The organism is Paenibacillus sp. FSL H7-0331, assembly GCF_001956045.1.
On sequence record NZ_MRTH01000003.1, the window covers coordinates 202,696 to 223,305 of the forward strand.

General features: G+C 46.0%; 17 protein-coding genes. 16 read left to right on the top strand and 1 reads right to left on the bottom strand.

Annotated features, from left to right (window positions below):
* Positions 1 to 38 precede the first annotated feature (38 nt).
* From BK127_RS05750 to BK127_RS05800, 11 genes are all read left to right on the top strand, one after another.
* Positions 39 to 422 (top strand): MerR family transcriptional regulator, encoded by a 384-nt coding sequence (locus tag BK127_RS05750; RefSeq protein WP_179097390.1) that lies wholly within the window; start codon positions 39 to 41, stop codon positions 420 to 422.
* 70 nt (positions 423 to 492) lie between these two features.
* Positions 493 to 1,398, top strand: a complete 906-nt coding sequence (locus BK127_RS05755) for an alpha/beta hydrolase (protein WP_076229280.1) — start codon at positions 493 to 495, stop codon at positions 1,396 to 1,398.
* An 84-nt stretch (positions 1,399 to 1,482) separates the two neighbouring features.
* Positions 1,483 to 1,962, top strand: coding sequence for a VOC family protein (locus BK127_RS05760; protein ID WP_076229051.1), 480 nt, complete (start codon positions 1,483 to 1,485; stop codon positions 1,960 to 1,962).
* A 169-nt stretch (positions 1,963 to 2,131) separates the two neighbouring features.
* Positions 2,132 to 2,716, top strand: a complete 585-nt coding sequence (locus BK127_RS05765) for a TetR/AcrR family transcriptional regulator (protein ID WP_076229281.1) — start codon at positions 2,132 to 2,134, stop codon at positions 2,714 to 2,716.
* Between the two features lie 163 nt (positions 2,717 to 2,879).
* Positions 2,880 to 4,313 (top strand): MFS transporter, encoded by a 1,434-nt coding sequence (locus BK127_RS05770; protein WP_076229052.1) that lies wholly within the window; start codon positions 2,880 to 2,882, stop codon positions 4,311 to 4,313.
* A 173-nt stretch (positions 4,314 to 4,486) separates the two neighbouring features.
* Complete coding sequence (locus BK127_RS05775) at positions 4,487 to 5,380, top strand: LysR family transcriptional regulator (protein WP_076229053.1); 894 nt, start codon at positions 4,487 to 4,489, stop codon at positions 5,378 to 5,380.
* 157 nt (positions 5,381 to 5,537) lie between these two features.
* Complete coding sequence (locus BK127_RS05780) at positions 5,538 to 6,671, top strand: MFS transporter (protein WP_179097391.1); 1,134 nt, start codon at positions 5,538 to 5,540, stop codon at positions 6,669 to 6,671.
* Positions 6,672 to 6,837: 166 nt separating this feature from the next.
* The gene (locus tag BK127_RS05785; RefSeq protein ID WP_083689093.1) at positions 6,838 to 7,173 is read left to right on the top strand and encodes a hypothetical protein; all 336 of its coding nucleotides are present in this window, start codon (positions 6,838 to 6,840) and stop codon (positions 7,171 to 7,173) included.
* Between the two features lie 20 nt (positions 7,174 to 7,193).
* Positions 7,194 to 7,394 (top strand): hypothetical protein, encoded by a 201-nt coding sequence (locus tag BK127_RS05790; RefSeq protein ID WP_076229055.1) that lies wholly within the window; start codon positions 7,194 to 7,196, stop codon positions 7,392 to 7,394.
* Between the two features lie 58 nt (positions 7,395 to 7,452).
* Positions 7,453 to 7,917, top strand: coding sequence for a DUF1801 domain-containing protein (locus tag BK127_RS05795; RefSeq protein ID WP_076229056.1), 465 nt, complete (start codon positions 7,453 to 7,455; stop codon positions 7,915 to 7,917).
* A 489-nt stretch (positions 7,918 to 8,406) separates the two neighbouring features.
* Positions 8,407 to 9,147 carry a class I SAM-dependent methyltransferase gene (locus BK127_RS05800; RefSeq protein WP_144026380.1) on the top strand — a complete coding sequence of 247 codons (741 nt, stop codon included), beginning with the start codon at positions 8,407 to 8,409 and terminating at the stop codon, positions 9,145 to 9,147.
* Positions 9,148 to 9,198: 51 nt separating this feature from the next.
* Here BK127_RS05800 and BK127_RS05805 read toward each other — a convergent pair whose 3' ends face one another.
* The gene (locus tag BK127_RS05805; protein WP_076229057.1) at positions 9,199 to 9,933 is read right to left on the bottom strand and encodes a WecB/TagA/CpsF family glycosyltransferase; all 735 of its coding nucleotides are present in this window, start codon (positions 9,931 to 9,933) and stop codon (positions 9,199 to 9,201) included.
* Between the two features lie 270 nt (positions 9,934 to 10,203).
* On the opposite strand from BK127_RS05805, the gene BK127_RS05810 reads away from it, so the two are divergent.
* From BK127_RS05810 to BK127_RS05830, 5 genes are all read left to right on the top strand, one after another.
* A complete protein-coding gene (locus BK127_RS05810) occupies positions 10,204 to 11,493 on the top strand; it encodes a Gfo/Idh/MocA family protein (RefSeq protein ID WP_076229058.1) in 1,290 nt (429 codons plus the stop codon).
* Positions 11,494 to 11,832: 339 nt separating this feature from the next.
* Positions 11,833 to 13,689, top strand: a complete 1,857-nt coding sequence (locus BK127_RS05815) for an assimilatory sulfite reductase (NADPH) flavoprotein subunit (RefSeq protein WP_076229059.1) — start codon at positions 11,833 to 11,835, stop codon at positions 13,687 to 13,689.
* Between the two features lie 36 nt (positions 13,690 to 13,725).
* Positions 13,726 to 15,450 carry an assimilatory sulfite reductase (NADPH) hemoprotein subunit gene (cysI, locus tag BK127_RS05820; protein WP_076229060.1) on the top strand — a complete coding sequence of 575 codons (1,725 nt, stop codon included), beginning with the start codon at positions 13,726 to 13,728 and terminating at the stop codon, positions 15,448 to 15,450.
* A 470-nt stretch (positions 15,451 to 15,920) separates the two neighbouring features.
* The gene (locus BK127_RS43575) at positions 15,921 to 16,208 is read left to right on the top strand and encodes a glycosyl hydrolase-related protein (protein ID WP_218638999.1); all 288 of its coding nucleotides are present in this window, start codon (positions 15,921 to 15,923) and stop codon (positions 16,206 to 16,208) included.
* 541 nt (positions 16,209 to 16,749) lie between these two features.
* Complete coding sequence (locus BK127_RS05830; RefSeq protein ID WP_083689094.1) at positions 16,750 to 20,598, top strand: CBM35 domain-containing protein; 3,849 nt, start codon at positions 16,750 to 16,752, stop codon at positions 20,596 to 20,598.
* The last annotated feature ends 12 nt before the right edge of the window (positions 20,599 to 20,610 follow it).

Below are 20,610 nucleotides of genomic sequence, written 5' to 3' on the forward strand. Positions count from 1 at the left end.
GAAGGGGAGCATCTATGTCTGGATATTTACGGGGACAAATGGCAAAAATGGCTAACGTGAATGTTGAAAATTTAAGATACTACGAGAATCATGGTTTAATTCCCTCACCCCTACGTTCGGAATCCGGTTATCGTCTTTATTCGGATGAAGTGCTAAGTAGACTAGTGTTTATCAAAAACGCCAAGTTTTGTGGATTCACGTTGAAGGAAATTAAAAAAGCGTTGACCAAGTCCGAAAGCAGCAGTATCAGTCTGGCTGATTTTTTGACTGTTATTGATAAAAAAATGGATAAAATTCATGTAGAAATGGCCAGGCAGCAAAAAACATTAGCGATGTTAGCAGAGCTGAAAACAAATTTGCAGGCAGAGGATAAGCATCCCGAGGTGCAGGCCACGCTCCAAATGCTTAACATGGAATCGTAGCTTGACTTTGTACCTTACTACAGGCTTTACAATAACGTTATTCTAACCTGTAGGGGGAATTCAATTGGAAATGACGAATATGGAACAGCTCACTGCAATCAAACAGTATTTGAAGGAAACAAGCAGATTTGAAGAAAAATCAGTGGACCTTCTTCGGCAGGAAATGGCTGAGTCTGCAGCTAAGATGAGCATCCATCCTACCGTTACGGTCCAAAAGGCAGCAATCGGATATTTGAATGGGGAGTGGATTATTCCTGCAAATCTTGCTCCTGAAATGGACCGAACTGTGATCCTTTATTACCATGGTGGTGGGTTTATTGCAGGTACCTGCGAATTTTACCGTGATCTGTGCGCGAGAATAGCAGAGTCCAGTGGTGTCAAACTATTGATCGTCGAATACCGTCTGGCGCCGGAGCATCCGTATCCCGCTGCGAACGACGATTGTTTGAGCGCCTATCAATGGCTGCTTGCGAACGGATATTCAGCAGGCAATATCATATTCGGGGGAGATTCAGTTGGAGGAAGTCTTGCGCTTATGACGCTGATTACTTTACGAGATGACGGCAAGGCGCTTCCGGCAGGCGCTTTTCTGATTTCACCACATACCGATCTTGTTCATCTGGATGGGGAGTCCTATATGAGTCGAGCGGAGCTTGATCCTACAGGGAGCATGAAGGGTAATCAAAGGATAGTAGATGCTTATCTTGGCAACGTATCGGAAGAAGTCTCCTTGTTATCGCCATTAAGGATGGATTTGAGCGGGTTACCTGATATATTCATCCAAGTTGGTGATCATGAAGTTTTGTTAAGTGATTCTATACGGTTTGCGGATCGTGCCCGAGCTGCAGGTGTTATTGTACATCTGGAGATATGGGATCATATGTGGAGTGTATTTCATTTTTTGGCCTACATGCTGCCAGAGGCACAGCAGGCCATTGCTCAGATTGGTCAATATGTTCAAACGAGGTTGAAGTAAGCAATCCATAAGAAATCGCAGCTCGATTTTATGTTACTATTTACTTGTGGAAAGTAAATATGATGTGAAAAGGAGCATACCAACATGCAAAAAATTAACCCGTTCTTGTGGTTTGATGGCACTGCCGAAGAGGCGATGAACTTTTATGTCTCGATCTTTAAAAACTCCAAAATTGAAAGTGTTGCTCGCTATGGAGAAGAAGGACCAGGACCGAAGGGTTCGGCAATGTCTTGTACATTCCAACTGGACGGTCAACATTTTATGGCATTAAACGGTGGCCCACACTTCACGTTCTCACCAGCCATATCGTTCTTTGTGAACTGCGAGACCCAACAAGAAGTAGACGAGCTGTGGGAGAAACTATCTGAAGGCGGGGAGAAGCAACGATGCGGCTGGCTGAAAGACAAATATAATTTGTCATGGCAGATCATTCCCACTGCATTAGGCCAAATGCTTCAGGACAAAGATGCAGAGAAATCGTCAAGGGTGATGCAGGCCATGCTGCAAATGGACAAGATTGATATTGAAATTCTAAAGCAGGCATATGACGGACAAGTACATTAAATCCAAATGTTACCAAGTAGCTCAAACGGCAGAGATGCCGTTTTTTATTTTGCTATATAATCGTTACATACGAGACAATTTGCTCTTAAAAAGAACTCAACAGACTTTCTTGACTAATCAGTCCGAAAAAGATAAGATAGATTTCAGCAGGGAGGTAATCAAAAAAAATATGGGCAGAAGTAAGGAATTCGATACTACGCTTGTGCTGCACAAGGCGATGGAAGTATTTGGCCATTATGGATATGAGGGCACTTCATTGCAAAATTTACTTGATGGGTTAGGCATAGCCCGTCAGAGCCTCTATGACACCTATGGCACCAAAAGGGATTTATTTATTTTGGCAGTGAAGCATTATGTGAATGAGAAAACCGCGGCAGTCATTTCATATTTGAAGCGTCCCGGTTCGGTGAAGGAAGCCATTGCCGCTATCTTCAGTGAAGCCGTAGCTGTTCTGAAGGATGAACATCGTCGTAAGGAATGTTTCATCATGCACAGTGCCATTGATCAGGTTCCTCATGACCCGGAGATCGCAGATTTATTCAAACAAGATATGGAACGTTTGGAGCAAGCTTTTTATGAAGCATTAGTTCTTGCTCGCAAACAGGGTGAATTGAGTGATCGCCAAGATGACCTGCTGGCTCTTGCCAGATATTTGAATCATGCGAGATATTCGTTGACTCAGGTGGCCAAATTAACCAAGGACCCTCGGATTCTGGACGATATTGCAGCCGTTACCCTATCCACGCTTGATTAATTATGGAGCGTATTTGACGCTTCATTATTTTTTGAATATATTGGACTGAACGATCTGGAAAAGAGGTGTTTAACTTGTTAAAATGATTCGTTTTGGAACTGGCTTAAATTTTTTTTGATAATTCCAGACTATTTAGTCTAAAAATGAAAGGATGCATATGCTCATGAATCAGAACAAACCAAAAGGCTTGGCATTAATACTCCTAGCAGTATCGCAGTTAATTTTGGCCCTTGATTACACGATTATTTTTGTTGCGTTACCTTCTCTAGCAGCTGACTTAGGCTTTACAGCCAACCATTTGCAATGGGTAGTTAGTGCTTATTCCTTGGCGTATGGTGGATTCTTGCTCATCGGAGGAAGATTGTCGGATTTGTTAGGGCGGCGGAGAATGTTTATGATTGCAATAGGCCTCTTCGGTTTAGGTTCTCTACTGGGCGGTTTGGCTGATTCTCAGCTGCTTCTTATCTTGGCCAGGGGACTTCAAGGTCTTGGTGGAGCGCTTCTGTCGCCTGCAACCTTGTCTCTTATTATGTCTAATTTTGAAGAAGGCAAGGAACGTAACCGTGCACTGGGGATTTGGGCTGCTATGGGTGGAGTCGGTTTATCACTTGGATTATTGCTTGGCGGAGTCCTGACCAGCTACGTTGGATGGGAATCCACTTTCTTTGTGAATGTCCCGATTGCTTTTCTTGTCATGATTCTTGCTCCTGTCGCCCTTGTGGAAAGCAGGACCGCTTCGGCAACACGTCAGTATGATCTGGCAGGTACGATTTCGGTAACGGCCGGGATGATTTTAATCGTCTATTATCTCATCCAATCCCCGATTGAAGGCTGGCTGCACGTAAATACGATCATCCCTGGTCTACTAGGGATTGTCTTGCTTCTGCTATTTGTAGTCATTGAGAATCGTACGCAGGAACCTCTGATTCCCTTTAGATTGTTCCGTTTACGAAGCTTAACCGGAGCTGCCTTTACCGCCTTTTTATTTTCGGCATCATTCGGAACTCTATATTATTTCCTGACTCTGTACACTCAAGAGGTATTGCATTACTCAGCTATTCAATCGGGATTCAGCTTTTTGCCGCTGACTCTAAGTGCACTCTTAGGTGCAAAGCTTATTAACAGGATGATAGCGAAGCTTGGCATAGCTGGCACCATTGCATCCGGTATGGGACTTGGTGCAGTCGGTTTTATGCTGCTCACTGGGCTTTCTGAAACAGGGACAGCGTGGGGATTCATTCCAGGTACAGTCATCATAGGTCTGGGTCAGGCGTTCGTATTTACAACGATGTATATTGCCGGCGGTACAGGTATTGATATGAAAGAACAAGGTATCGCATCCGCTATTGTCTCCACAGGACAGCAAGTTGGCGGAGCTATTGGATTGGCTGTAACGATGGCGATCATCTCTGCAAGCCTGGGTACTAGCGCTGCTATGGAATCGATGAATGCTGTACAATTGAATGGCGCGATACAGACTGCTTTTGTGATTAACGCTTGTATTGCTCTCATTGGCATCGTTATAGCTTTAATTGCACTTAAACCCAAAAAGTCTTCCACCGTTGATAGTAAGTATGGAGATGTTACGGCGAAGTGAACCGTATAACTGCAGCACAGGAAACAAGCCTGAGCCAGGATCCTTTGATCTTGTCCGGGCTTTTTCTGCTGACTGCTGTACGTATTGATTTGCGTAGGTGGGTATGAGACCATAGACTTGTCTTGTAGTCGCAGTCTAATTCTTACTAATAACAGAAAGATCAGGTGTTGAGAGTGGATTTACTTCAGCTTAAGTACTTTCAAACTGTAGCCAAATATGAGCATTTATCCAGAGCAGCTGAGGAATTAAGAATTGCTCAGCCGTCATTGAGCCAAACGATTTCACGTCTGGAAAAGAGTCTGGGATATCAATTGTTTACGCGCAATGGGCGAAAAATTGAATTAAATGAATGCGGCAAAGCCTATCTCCGGAGAATCGAAAATGTATTTATGGAGTTAAATGAAGGGCTTAGGGAAATGGAAGAGATTAGCCGGAAAAACAATGAGAAAATCGCAATCGCAGTAACCATTCCGAGCATCCTGCCGGATTTAATAGTTGGATTCAAAAATTTGTATCCTCAGGTCAGATTCAGACAGTATCAGTCATCGTCAGCGCTGATGAGCAAGCAGTTGGAAAATGCCGAGATTGATTTGGGAATTTCAACGGTAGAGCTGATCAGTGAGAATTTGCAATGGATTCCGCTGCTGCGAGAGGAAGTATTGCTGACGGTTCCACCAGGGCATCGTTTGGCGGAGCGCACAAGCATCAGACTAAATGAAGTGAAATCTGAGCCATTCATAGCTATGCCTGCGGGTCACGGGTTCAGAGACATCACTGAGGATTTTTGCAGGGAAGCCGGCTTCACACCTTTTACCGCGTTTGAAGGGGACGAGGCAGGCATTACACAGAAATTAGTAGCCAGAGGACTCGGGGTCGCTTTTTATCCATCGATTACGTCCTTTAATTCAGCTTCTTCAGATACCGTCAAATTGCGGATTGAAGAGCCTTCTTGTTTCAGAACCATCGGGCTATTATTGAATAAGAAGCATTACCTTACCTCCACCGTGCACAATTTTATCGATTTTGTTATTGACCATTTTGAACAAATCAAAATCAATCATCCATGACTCACGTTTCATATAGTTCTAAACCTATGAATATATACAATTAAATGTATTTATTATTATAAGTGGGATTCGTTATAATTTAGCTTATCATGAGTAAAGAGAGATGAGCTGATTGAATAGCAACCGGATATGGACCAAAGATTTTATGGTTATATGCATGAGCAGTTTTTTTATTTTTCTAAATTTCTATATGCTTGCTGCCGCGCTGCCGTTATTCGTGAAAGAGGTGCTGAATGGCAGCAAGCAGCAAATGGGATTGGTCATTACTCTATGGTCTCTGGGCTGCGTACTGATGCGCCTGTTCTCAGGGAGATGGGTTGATCGCTTCGGCATGAAAAAGCTGTCTGTAATATCATTATCCATTTTCGTAATTGCATCTTTTGTGTACTTTGGGGTATCCGGTATTTTATTATTATTGGTCATTCGTGCCATTCATGGCGGAAGCTTCGGAGTCGCGGCTACTTCCACGAGCGCATTGGCGACAGACATTATTCCGGAATCCCGCAAAGGAGAAGGCATTGGTTATTTTAGCATGTTTATGAGCATCGCCATGGTTGTTGGTCCGGCACTTGGGATCATGTTATGGAATCAATTCGACAGTGAAGCTGTATTGTTCACCATCAGCGCGGGTATTTCGTGTCTGGCTCTGGTATTCACCATGCTCGTCAAAAAGGATAATAAGCGTGAATCCATTCCGCAGGCAGCAGAAAAAATGTCATGGCGGAATCTGATCGAGAAAAAAGCGCTGCCGATCGCGTTTTCTGGAATGGTACTTGCGTTCTCCTACAGCTCCTTAACTTCATTCATTACCGCTTATAGTATAGAGCTCCATCAAGACAATGCAGCAGGGCTGTTTTTTATCGTATTTGCCGTGATGATCATTATTTCCAGACCGCTTGTTGGTAAAATATTTGACAGGTACGGTGGGAACTATCTGACTTATCCGGGTGTCCTTTGCTTCGCGATAGGTATGTTGATACTGAGTCAAGCGGATTCGAGCTTTGTGCTGCTGCTTTCCGGTGCTATCATTGGACTGGGTCATGGAGCTTTGGTTCCCTCCTTTCAGACACTCGCCATCCAATCGGTTTCCAGTGAGCGGCGTGGTGCTGCTACGGCAACGTTCTTTTTATTGTTTGATTTTGGTTACGGGCTGGGTTCGTTTATTCTTGGTCTGATTGCTGGCGCTGCGAACTACCGCATCATGTTTCTTGTTGCATGCGTTGTAGTGCTGTTATCGGCTTTCATTTATTACTTCATGGTTCATCGTCGAACCGCTCGTATGGTCAATTAAATGGAAGAAATGTCTACTATTAAAGCGACAGAAATGTCGTTTTTTTGTTGCATTTGAATGGGACGAGGCCGCACGGGTGGTGTGATCATATACTAATTTGGTCAATATTGGTATGATAAATGAAAGGATCTGATAACTTTTATTTCTACAAAGGGAGCTGTTAAGGTTGAATAGTTTTGTACAAACGGTTGTCATTTATTTTCCAATTGTATTTTGGTTAGCTGTTATTGTGGGTGTCATTACTCTTTTCAGAAGAAGAAATTTCCGATTCTCAAAAAAAGTTCGTGAATTTGATTTTGAATTATCCCAAAGAGGAACAGGATGGATAAAAATTCAGCCGTTAGAGGCCGTTCATATTGAAGAAGTGACGCAATGGGACGCGAGGAAGCAAATCATAAGCTTGAAGGATGGAACGCAAAAGAAAGTGCATAAGGTTCGTGCGGTTGGTATGGATAAGGAATTGGAATTTGTAAGAAATCAATTGGGGATCAAATTATCTTGAATTTAAGGGGAAGCTACGGAATGGAAGAAGAAGAATTGGCAAGAGAAGAGCTGAGGGTCCGATTAATTGAGGCTGAAATTGCTTTAAAAGAAGCTGAGGAAGCCTATGCGCTGTATGTCCAACAAATCGATCATTACAAGAGGACTATACGAAAGCAAAAGGTTGTGATTCTAGGAATCAAATCGAGTCTGGCCCATCATTTGCATGGAGACATAAATTAGGGCAGTGTAATAGTGGGTATATTAGTACTCATGAGATTGTGAGGAGTTGACCGATAAAATGAAGTACGAGGCAAATAGTCCAGAAGCCTATATCAGCCAACTACCTGAAGACAGAAAGCAAGCGATGGACAAGCTGAGAAATACGATCAAGGAGAATCTTCCAACAGGCTTTCTAGAAACCATATCCTATGGAATGATTGGTTATGTCGTACCCCATAGTATTTATCCGTCTGGGTATCATGTTAATCCTGAGGAGCCTCTACCCTTTATAAGCATAGCTTCCCAGAAGAACTATGTGGCGCTTTATCATATGGGAATTTATACATTTCCAGAGGTTTTAGCCTGGTTACAGCAGGAATATCCTAAGCATGTTCATACAAAGCTTGATATGGGAAAGTCATGCATACGTTTTAAGAAGATGGAGAGCATTCCTTATGACTTGATAGCAGAGCTGTGCAAGAAGATAACCTTAGAGGATTACCTCAAGAAGTATGAGATTGAAGTGAAACGAATAACAAAGTAATACTTTGGCATGAGTGTGACGGTTGCTTTCATTTATGCGAAAAGAATAATAGGCGGGAAAACAATTTATGTTTTCTTCGTCTTTTTTTGGATCTTGGGATAAACAGAGGACCCTCTTCTGACTTGTCTGAAATATCTTTGGATAGTAGCAACGTCAATTCTTCATTGGTTATTCCTTGAGAATTCATCTGTACACACCCTTTGAAGTAGTCTCGATTAGCTTATCATATTATTGAATAAAATAATGTATCAGATATCACGTTTTGATCGAAAGACACACTTATCGTCACGAAGGAGCTTAAATGATTGAAATGGGAGCTTTCCATAATTAGTGTGCCTTTTGTTAGCGGATTTAAACATAAGCATATCAACATGCACAGCAGATTTGTACAATATCGTTAATAACGAATTAATCCGTTGTATGATCGGAAATCATATACTACACTTTACATATTCGAATACAAGGCAGTATGAAAAGAGGTATAAAAAATTGAGCGCTAATAACTGGGAAGCTTTTTTTGATACGCATGCTCCTTTTTATATGAATAATGGTTTTACTAAAAATACGGCTGCCGAAGTTGATTTTGTTCTTGACGAATTGCAACTTCCCTTTGGTAGCTTCATTCTCGATGTGGGGTGTGGGACAGGAAGACATTCCATTGAGCTTGCACAGCGTGGGTATCAGGTTACAGGTATCGATATATCGTCCGGTATGCTGGAAGAAGCAATGACAGCAGCCAAAGCAGCAAAGGTTAACGTCGAGTGGATTCATCGTGATGCAGTAAAATTCTCCCGAAGCGAATCTTATGACGCTGCAATTTGTCTGTGTGAAGGTGCCTTTGGTTTAGTGGGTCAAGATGATGATCCCCTTGAGCATGATATGGCAATCCTCAGCAATGTGAGTCATGCGCTTAAACCGAAGGCTCGCTTTATTCTGACCACTTTAAATGCCTATTCAAAAATCAGGAAATTTACTCAAGAAGAGGTCGAACACGGTATTTTTAATCCGGTAACGATGATTGAGCAAAGTGTCGTTGAATGGGATTTGCCGGAGGGGAAAAAAGAAATACAGATGAAGGAACGCAGATATTTTCCAACAGAGCTTCAACAGATGTTTGACAACGCAGGATTTCACGTTGATAGCATCTGGGGTGGTACAGCAGGACGATGGGGGAAAAGAAAGATTAACCTCGATGAAGTGGAGATTATGGTAGTGGCGACCAAAAAATAATACAAAAACAGGGATTGCCGATGTTCAGGCGATCCCTGTTTTCATTGTAGACTAATGCTCTCTAAACATTAATGCCTTTATGGCGAATCGAGGCAAAATCAGCTGTCTTCGCCACCTCGACGGTTGTTTAATTAACCGATACAACCATTCTGCATGTAATTTCTGCCATACCTCAGGTGCCCGCTTGACCTTACCTGCAATAACATCAAGACTGCCTCCGACACCGATAGCGATTTTGGCATTCAGCTTTGATTTATATTTATGAATCCATCGTTCAGCGTATGGAGCCCCAAGTGCTACGATTAAGAAGTCAGGTGCCAAGGACTGAATTTCTTGAACAATCCTTGCATCATCCTCCTGTTTAAAAAAGCCATGGTGCCTGCCCAGTATGGATACATTCGGATAGGTTTGACTAATCACTTCCGCTGCTTTTTTACTTGTAGCATCGTCTGCGCCCAGAAAGTAGAACGACCATTTTTTGTGATTTCCAGCCTCCAGCAGCTTGAAGAGCAGGTCACATCCGGTAACCCTTTCTGGAAGATGCCCACCTTTCAAACGGGAAACCATGACGATGCCAATACCGTCAGCCGTAACGAGACCGGCCTCATCAACAATGGAACGCAGCGATTGATCGTGTTGGCAGGACATTACGATTTCCGGGTTACCTGTAACGACATGGAAAAGTTCTGATTTATGTTGATCTATGACCTCGTCAAGTACGTGTACGGTTTGGTCCATTGTCATTTTGGGAAAAGGAATGCCCATGATTTTGGCGACATTATCCATTGAAGAAACTCCACCTTCGTTTCAGATATCCCTATATATTAACACGATTTAAGCTAAGGGGCTATACTGCTGTCCAAGAAGTAAACGAATGTATCTGCCGATGTGCAACCGGGTACACGATGACAACAAACCGCAGGAAAAGGTGAAATTAGGGTCTGGCTACTTTTCAAATTCACGTTATAATCAAGGTGATACGGAGATTGCCATATCAGCTCGTCACACTTGTCATGAATCCGTTTGAATGCTGAAGATGGTAGAGGAGGAGTCAAAATGAGTTCAAATGCAAGTAAGCCTGTAAGCGTAATCATTGTAGGTGCGGGACAACGCAGTCTCGTCTATGCATCCTACGCAGAACGTTATCCCGACCAATTACAGATTGAAGGTGTAGTGGAGCCGGACCCGGAGCGCAGACAATTGGCTGCGGAGCGTTTTGGAATTTCTGCTCACAATACGTTTGCCTCCGTAGAGGAATTGTTAGACCGTGCTCAACTGGCGGACGCAGTGATTAATGGTACGATGGACGAGCTTCATGTCTCAACAACCCTGCCCTTGCTTGAACACGGATATCATGTGCTGCTGGAAAAGCCGATTGGTGTGACGGAGGAGGAGACGCTGGAGCTGGAAGCTGCCGCGCTCAAATATAACCGGATTGTGATGATATGCCATGTGCTTCGTTATGCGCCCTTTTACAAGAAAGTCAAGCAGTTGGTGTCTGACGGCGAAATCGGCGAAATCTTGACGATGCATACCTCGGAGCATGTGAGCTATCATCATATGGCGGTATCCTTTGTCCGCGGCAAATGGAGCTCCGAAGCCCAATGCGGGTCCTCGATGCTGATGGCCAAATGCTGCCATGATCTGGATTTGGTGTCCTGGCTGATGGGGGAGGCCCGGCCTCATAAAGTAAGCAGCTTCGGCAGTCGTATGCAATTCCGACCGGAGAAAGCACCTGTGGGAGCTGGCAGCCGCTGTCTGACCGATTGCAGCATTGAAGAATCCTGTATGTACTCAGCGCGTAAGCATTATTTGAATATGGAGCGCTGGGGCTTTTATGTGTGGAATAACTATCATCTGGGTATGAGGATGAGTGAGGAGGATAAGCTGGAATCGTTGCGTACGGATAATCCTTACGGCCGCTGTGTATGGCATTGCGATAACGATGTTGTAGACCACCAGTCTGTCATTATTGAATTTGATAATTTGGCAACAGCATCCCACAATATGGTAGGTACCGCTTCAAGATCCTGTCGTATCCTGCATATCATCGGTACGCATGGGGAGATTCAAGGGGTTCTTGAGGACGGCTATTTCTATTTGCGTCAGCCAGACCCGGTTAAAGGGCGGGAATACAAGGAGCACAAGATTGCCGTAGATGTAGCCGATGACAGTCATGGCGGGGGTGATCTACTATTAGTGGAAGATTTCGTGCGTGCGTTGCGCGGAGAACAGCCCTCTATCTCGTCTACTACACTTGAACAATCGGTAGATGGTCACCGGATCGGCTTTGCAGCGGAACGATCCAGACGTCTTAACCAACTGGTAACACTCGAATTTAAATAGAACTCTTCAAGTGGGATTTGCCTACTATGATTGGACCGCCCGGTGACAGCCCGAGCGGTTTTTCTATGATATAGCTGTTTTTACAGTTCATATTGCGAAAAGACTATATCATTTTTTCTAATGAAAACTATCATTTTTAATAATGAAATGGGGTAAATCAGGGCAAATCACCCCGATTTCTATGTCTTTTTGTTTAAAATGGATATTAATGTAATAAAACCATTTATCAGGATGAAATGTCTCCGTTGATCGTTTTGTTGTAATATGTTAGGTTAGTATTTGATGAAATGTCGATTTGGATAGAAAAAAAGATTTTATGTTTATGAGAGGTGGATATTGTTGCAACTTCAGGTAACGAACAGTCCTTTTAATCAGGAGCAAGTCGAGCTTCTTAATCGCCTTCTGCCAACCTTAACAGATTCACAGCAGGTATGGATCAGCGGGTATTTGTCCGCCCTACAAAGAACGGCAGCATCGGCACCGATCGTCGCTGATCAGCAAGCAAGTGCGGTCGCAGTGATGGAAGCACTTCCTACAGTCAGTCAACCTGTTATTTCCCGTGAAGTGACGATTCTTTTTGGTTCCCAAACCGGTAATTGTCAGCGTCTGGCTGGCAGCTTGTCCCGTAAGCTCGAAGAGCAAGGGTTTCAGGTAACCTTGTCTTCCATGAACAACTTCAAATCGAATGGCTTGAAGAAGGTCGAGAATTTGTTGGTGCTGGTAAGTACCCATGGTGAAGGTGAGCCGCCGGATAACGCCCGGTCCTTCCACGAATTCCTTTATAGCAAAAGAGCCCCTCAATTAGAAAACCTGCGTTTTTCCGTGCTTGCCTTGGGAGATACTTCATATGAGTTTTTCTGCCAAACCGGCAAGGATTTCGATACTCGTCTGGAGGAGCTTGGCGGTCAACGATTGACTCCGCGCGTTGATTGTGATCTGGATTATGACGAACCGGTAGCAGAATGGTTTGAGCATGTTCTAAGTTCTTTAAGTGGAAGCCAACATACATCTGCAGCGGCATCGAATGCTGCCCAAGTATCGGTTAGCACCATCGGGCAAGAGCAGTCTGAATATTCCCGTACGAACCCTTTTAAAGCCGAGGTGCTGGAAAATTTGAATCTGAATGGCCGCGGCTCAGATCGGGAAACCCGTCATCTTGAGCTGTCGCTTGAGGGCTCCAATTTGCAGTTTGAACCTGGTGATTGCGTAGGGATTTATCCTGAAAATCACCCGGAATTAGTAGATTCACTGATTAAGGCTATGAACTGGAATCCTGAGGAGTCCGTTCCGGTGAACAAGAAGGGTGAAGAGCATCCTTTACGTGAAGCGCTGCTGTATCATCTTGAAATTACGGTGCTGACAAAGCCATTATTGGAGCAGGCTGCGCAGTTGTTCTCCAACCCTAAGCTGAGCGAGCTGTTGGCACCAGGACATGAGCAGGAGCTTAAGGCGTATCTGGATGGCCGTGATTTGCTGGATTTGGTTGAGGATTTCTCACCGGGTCAAGTTTCGGCTCGCAGCTTTACAACTATTTTGCGGAAATTGCCCGCACGTCTCTATTCGATAGCCAGCAGTCTTAAGGCTAATCCGGATGAGGTGCATGTTACGATCAGGGCAGTTCGTTATGAAGCCCATGGCCGGGAACGGTATGGCGTATGCTCCGTTCATTGTGCAGAGCGTTTAGAGAATGGCAGCACCTTGCCCATTTATATTCAGCACAATCCGAATTTCAAGCTTCCAACGAATCCGGATGTCCCTGTTATTATGATTGGGCCAGGTACAGGAGTCGCTCCATTCCGGTCTTTTCTGGAGGAACGTGAGGAGCTTGGTGCACAAGGAAAAACGTGGCTGTTCTACGGCGATCGGCATTTTGTTACCGATTTTCTGTATCAGACCGATTGGCAGCGTATGCTTAAAGAGGGCGTGCTGACACGTCTGGATGTTGCGTTTTCTCGCGATACAGAAGAAAAGGTCTACGTACAGCATCGTTTGCTGGAAAAAAGTAGCGAGGTTTTCGGATGGCTTCAAGAAGGTGCACATATCTATGTTTGCGGTGACGAGAAGCATATGGCACATGACGTCCATGCTGCGTTGGTCACTATCCTCCAGCAGGAGGGCAACATGAGTCCTGAAGAAGCTGTCGCTTATCTGGACAATTTGCAGCAGCAGCAGCGTTACCAGCGCGACGTGTATTAATAGAAGATGGATTGAGTGCGAGAGGAGATAGCAACTATGGCGAATGATCAATTGGTGAAGCCTGTAGGCGGTCCGCCAAGTGAAGTTGAGCATATTAAGAGCGAAAGCAATTACCTGCGTGGTGCGCTCGTAGAAACGATAGGAAACCCGATAACCGGCGGTTTGCCCGAGGATGATAATCGTCTGTTAAAATTTCATGGGAGCTACATGCAGGATGATAGAGACTTGCGTAACGAGCGTGAAAAGCAGAAGCTGGAGCCTTCTTACCAGTTCATGCTTCGCGTAGTGGCGCCAGGCGGCGTAGCTACACCAACCCAATGGCTGACTATGGACAGTTTGGCTCAAAAATATGGTAATGGAACGCTGCGCGTAACAACACGTCAAGCTTTTCAAATGCATGGGGTTCTCAAATGGAACTTGAAAAAGACGATTCGCACCATTAACGACACGCTGATGACTACATTAGCTGCCTGTGGTGATGTAAACCGTAATGTAATGAGCAATCCGAATCCTTACCAATCTGAGGTTCATGCTGAGGTTTACGATTGGGCACGCAAGATTAGCGATCACTTGTCCCCGCGGACACCGGCTTATCACGAAATATGGCTGGATGGCGAAAAGGTGCTAGACAGCACGGAAGGCCAGGCAGAAGTAGAGCCGATTTATGGTCCGGTGTACTTGCCGCGTAAGTTCAAAATCGGTATGGCCGTTCCTCCTTCCAATGATGTAGATGTGTTTTCTCAGGATCTGGGTTACATTGCCATCGTAGAAAATGGCAAGCTGCTTGGGTTTAACGTTACGGTTGGTGGCGGAATGGGCATGACTCATGGCGATACAAGCACTTACCCGCAACTGGGTCGTGTTATTGGCTTCTGCACACCGGAGCAAGTGATTGATGTAGCAGAGAAGACGGTTACGATCCAGCGCGATTACGGAAACCGTTCGGTCCGCAAAAATGCTCGTTTCAAATACACGATCGACCGCCATGGTCTGGAGTGGTTTGTAACCGAGCTGCATAACAGATTAGGCTGGCAGCTGGAAGCAGCGCGTGCTTATCATTTTGATCATAACGGCGACCGCTATGGTTGGGTGAAGGGCAGCAACGGCAGATGGAACTTGACGCTTTACGTTCAAAGTGGACGGATTCAAGACCAAGAGGGCTACCTTCTGATGACCGCACTGCGCGAAATCGCCAAGATTCATACGGGTGACTTCCGGTTGACACCGAATCAGAACGTGATCATTGCCAACGTAACCACGCCGAAGAAGCGTAAAGTTATGGAGCTTGTCGAGCAGTATGGACTGTCTGATGGTGCTCATCAATCTGCATTGCGCAGAAGCTCCTTGTCCTGTGTGGCCTTGCCAACCTGTGGGCTGGCCATGGCTGAGGCCGAACGTTATTTGCCAGTCTTGATGGAAAAGCTGGAGCTGATCCTTGATGAAGTCGGTTTGCGCGAGGAAGAGATTGTGATTCGGATGACTGGCTGCCCTAACGGGTGCGCAAGACCTGGATTGGGTGAAATCTCGTTTATTGGTAAGGCGCCAGGCAAATATAATATGTATATGGGTGCTGGTTTTACCGGAGACAGGCTGAACAAGCTGTATCGGGAAAATATCGGTGAGGCGGAAATTCTGGATACACTCAAGCCTATTTTCCATCGGTATGCGAAAGAACGGACACAAGGTGAGCATTTTGGAGATTTTGTTATCCGCACCGGCTATGTAAAAGCAGTGACTTCAGGATTGAATTTCCACGACTAATTGGCTGTCATTCATATTGTAAGCTCAAAAAGACCAGAGACATTCGACTCTGGTCTTTTTGATATATTTACAATATTAAAGATATAAAAAGTCCGGTGAATAAGGAGCGGAGTGGTCAAATAATTCTGGAGAAGCGTAGCGGTCGCCTTTGTTTCCGTATATGTACAGCTAAATGTCTTATAGGATCAGAAAAATACGGAAACAACAGCGATTGGAAGGATATTTGACCGCGCAGCGGAGACTTTTTCAACGGACTTTTAAAGCAAGCAGCTATTTGGGTACACCATTTGAAGATCTAGATATCAAGTATCCCTTTTCCATTAATCTGTCAGATAGTATTCGTTCGCATTGACGCTGATTATATTTAGCCATACACACCCTCACCTCTATAATTTTTTAGCTATATTTTACCACATATTGAATACTAAATTGAGTTTGGGTTCAGCGAACTGAAACCTTTCACAATTGAAGTGCTGAGATCTGTCGAGAGTCGCCGGACCGGTTTTCGTACTGCCGTCTGTGGCCTGCTTGGCAGCTTTCCCGGGGAAAACGGGCATTTGGCCGTGGATATAGTGAAGCAGGCGGAGGATGGCAGCGGGTTGATCGTCCGGCTTCACGAGTTTGTCGGTGTCCGCGGGACCGTGGAACTGTCCAACAGCTCCCCTGTGAAGTCCTGGCAGGAATGCGATCTGCTGGAGCACATTGCGGGAGAGGAGACAGGGGCTCCGGTCATAAAAAGCGGCTGTACAGCCTTATAAGATCAAAACGTATTTGCTCCGCTTCTAAAGGTGCAGGATGCAGGGATGAAGCATCCCCGTGTGCTGTTAACCCGCCGCAGGCCCACAGGCTTGCGGCGGGTTTTTGTGAAGCTTCACATAAACAAATGCTGTGACAATGTGCAAATTTTATGGGAAGTTGCCGAAAGAATATGCAAAACCGGTCCAATCTACCCTTATTTTTGCGGCATTATTCTGCGCTTCATTACCGGAATAATGTGCTAATTCACACGTAAAGGTCTATATACAAGGCTGGGTCGGCTGCTTCTACGTGGCGCGGACACGAAGTTTCCTACCGATCACCCCACAGTCGGACAGGCCGTTTGAAAGCGGATTCAGGTAAATAACAAAAATCGTACAGAAAGACCTAAAGATTCTTAAGGCCTGGAATGGACGGATCACAGTACAGTGTAAGCATCCATGGAGCGAAGCTTTTAGTGAAAATGAAAGCGGTTTATTGTGAGCAATCATTTCCTGTCTGCCACAAGCTCCACATAAAATTCCCAAGGGAGGAAATTGTTGAATGAGGAGAATAGGTTTGTTTGCTGTGTCCCTGGCGGTACTGCTCGTAATGATGCTGACCAATATCGCCTATGCCGATGTATCATCCCATTATCTTAACCCGCTGATGAAGGGAGCCGACCCTACCATTGAACGTCAAGACGATGGATACTATTACTCGGCTGCAGGCGATGGCAATGTTGTATTGAAACGGCATGAAACCATTCTTGGCGTTTCCACCGCGAAGAGTAAAGAAGTATGGAAGTTACCTGAAAACCTGGAATTTATATGGGGGCCCGATGCGCACAGGATCGATGGCAAATGGTACATCTATTTCGCTTCCGGTCCGAAGACTAGTGATCAAGCGGGGCGCTTTGCTTATGGCCATCCCAGCTCCTATGTTCTGGAGAACAGCTCGCCCGATCCATTTGAAGGGACCTGGGTACTGAAGGGAACCTATGATAATGGAGACGGACTTACACCCCAACAGGGGTTGCTGAATACGCAAAGCTATGGTCTTCCTACCGGCTTTGTCACCATCAAGGGGCAGAGATACCTTACCTACACCAAATATTTCTATTTTATAGATCCAAAAACGGGAAACCAGAGATTTGATGAATGTCCCACGATTGTCAAAATGAAAAACCCGTGGACATTGGAAGGCGAAGAGATTACGTTAGCCAGGCCGACCTACGACTGGGAGAAGTATGTTGATAATGTTAATGAAGGCGCAGCCGTCGTGGAGCGAAACGGTAAAGTTTATTTTGCCTATTCCGCCAGCAGCTACACGCATGACAACTATGCTGTCGGCCTGTCCTGGGCCGATCTGGCCCAAAGTGTGGAGAATGAAGCGGCGTGGAATAAACATCCCGTGCCGATCATGAAACGTTCGGATGAAAACGGTTCTTATTCGACAGGCTCGCCGTTATTCCTGAAATCCGAAGACGGCACAGAGGACTGGATTACATACCATGGCATACCGACCCATAGTCAAGGCGGCAAGAACAGAGAGGTTCGCGCCCAGCGGATCAATTGGGACGACAATGATTTCATTAATCTGGGCATCCCGTCCAACCCCGGCACCGTGCTTAGCCGCCCCTCCGGGGAGGAGAAGAGCGAAGTCTATGAAGCGGAAGACGCGCAATTATCAGGGGCTGCAAGAGCAACCATGAACAGCATCTATGCCTCGTCCGGCCGATATGCCCGGTACAGCAATGGCAATAACAGCGACTTTGTAGAGTTTACAGTCAACACGAATGCAGGGGGGATTTACTCGCTGGACTTCCGCTACAACAACAATACGACAGAACCGGTCACCATGACACTGGGCGTGAACCAGGAGGCTCCTACCGCGCTTGTATTCCCGTCTAATGCTGGACCGGAGAACAAGCTGAACTTCGACTTGAAAACCGTTCACAACATCCGGCTGAATGACGGTAGCAACATCGTACGTCTTTCCGGCAAAAGCGCTTTAGGGCTGGACGCTATCATTGCCAAGAAAAGCGTCTTGTATGAAGCGGAGGGCGCAGTGTTGTCCGGAGGCACGGGAATTGCTCAAAATCATACGGGATATAGCGGTTCAGGCTTTGTCAGCGGGTTCTCGGAGCCGAACGCGGCGATCAGCTTTACGGTAAACGCTCCTCACGCGGGCAGCTATTCGGTCAAGCTGGCTTATGGCGCTGGAACTGGGAAAGATCGAACCTTGACCATGTATGTGAATGGCACCAGGATCAAACAAGCGAATTTCTTCGGTCTGAAGGGATGGAACAAGTGGGCCGACAGATATGACAATGTATTCCTGAAAGAGGGAAGCAATGTCATCACCTATAAGTATGATAGCGGCGATACGGGGAATGTCAATCTGGATTATATCACCGTTACCGATGCGGCGACCTGGACGTATGAGGCGGAATCCGCCAAAACGACAGGTGGTGCGGATTCCGCGATCGTTCAGGCTCAGGATGGGAACACGGGAATCGGTTATGTGAGCGGTCTGTCCCAAGTGAACTCGTCCGTGGAATTCTCTGTGTATACCGAGTATGCGGCTTCTTATGATCTCAAGCTGCGGTACGCCACAGAGCAGGTCGGCAAAATATTGTCGCTGGAGGTGAATGGCACGCCTGTGCAGAACATGGTCCTTCCCTACTCAGGGGGCGCCAATGTGTGGAAGGAAGAGATTGCAACCGTTCCCCTGAACAAAGGGAAAAACAGCATCACCTATAAGAGTGCAACCGGAGATTCAGGTGTCGTCCATATCGATCATATTCATCTGAATAAGCGCACGCCCTGGAAATATCAGGCGGAAGCAGCAGCCCTCTCAGGCACGGTGGGTATCGGAAGAGACCGTCTATGGTTTGAAGGCAACGGTTATGTCGGCTTATTCCAGACAAAGGGTGATTCGATTGGGTTTGAAGTGAATGTCCCCTATACAGCGGCCTATACGTCAACCTTGCGCTATTCGGGTGTACAGTCGTCGAATCGAACCATGAGCATGTATGTGAACGGCCAACGGGTCAAGCAAGTTTCCTTGCCGCCGACAGCGAATTGGGATACCTGGATGGACGCAACCGAGACGGTCAATCTGGCAGCGGGGAAGAATAGCATTGAATTCCGCCGTGAGGAAGGGGACACCGGACAGCTCAATATAGACAGCCTGATCCTGGATAAATTCAGCGGTGGATTCATGAGCACGACGGCCAGGGAACTTACTCCCGAGAAGATGGTGAAGATCCAGCCGAAGCATAGCGGCAAGGCGCTGAGTGTGGCAGGTGAGAAATACAATCAGGGAGCAGCCGTTACCCAATATTCCAATGGCGATACCAATAGTCAATTGGTGCGATTCTTGGATATGGGAACAGGCTATTACCGGATCCAAGTTATGCGTGGAGCACGCTTCCTCGATATCAAGCCTGATTCGGATATCCAGGAACTTATTCTCAATCAGACTATTGAAACTGCGCCCACCCCCTCCGATACTGAACTGTGGCGTCTGGAAAAGGAGGGCGATTATTACAAAGTGATCAACAAAAGCAATGGAAAGGTGATAACGGTCAATGAAGCGTCCAAAGGAAACAACGCTGTTATGCGGTTGGCCGATGACGAGGGTAAAGACAACCAGCGGTTTAAGATTGAGCTGCGCAACCTTTATGACACTACATTCCACGCGGTGTCGGACATAATTGCTGTCCCGGCTGCAGCGCAGGCAGGACAGGAGCTGACCCTATTCGGAACAGTCTCACCAGATTGGGCCACGCGCAAAAGTATCACCTGGAGCATCAAGGATGCCGGGCAAACAAGAGCTACCCTAGAAGGGAATGTGCTGTCCGCCACAAGAGCGGGAAAAGTCATTGTCACCGCTACAATTGAAGAAGGAAGCGAGATCGGCGTGAACTACTCCAAGGACTTCACCATTACTGTCTCCAAGAAAGACGCGGATGTTAGTCCTGAAAAGGCCACCTATGATCTCTATGTTCCCGGGGATGTAAGTACCAGCATCATATGGAATGGAGCCAAGTCTGTGACCGGGGTGGTATACGCATCAACAGTAACAGGTGCCGTATACAATGGCACATTGGGAACGGATGGTTATACAGTCAGCGGGAATATGTTGACCATCAAGCGCGAGACTATGGCAGCGCTGGGGTTGAAGAGCGGCGATAAGGCGGACTTCTCTATCCTGTTTAATCAGGGGAATCTGGCTGTGTTCAGTGTCAATGTGGCGGACAGCTTTGCTTTGACCAGCCAAAGTATTACAGTGGCAACCGAGGGACACGGCACTACCGGCGCCAATGTACCGTGGGCGGTCAGGGATACGGAGATTACCTTAACCGCCACGCCAGTCCGGGCCGGCTCTTTAAGGACTGGAAGGTGAATAATCCCAGTA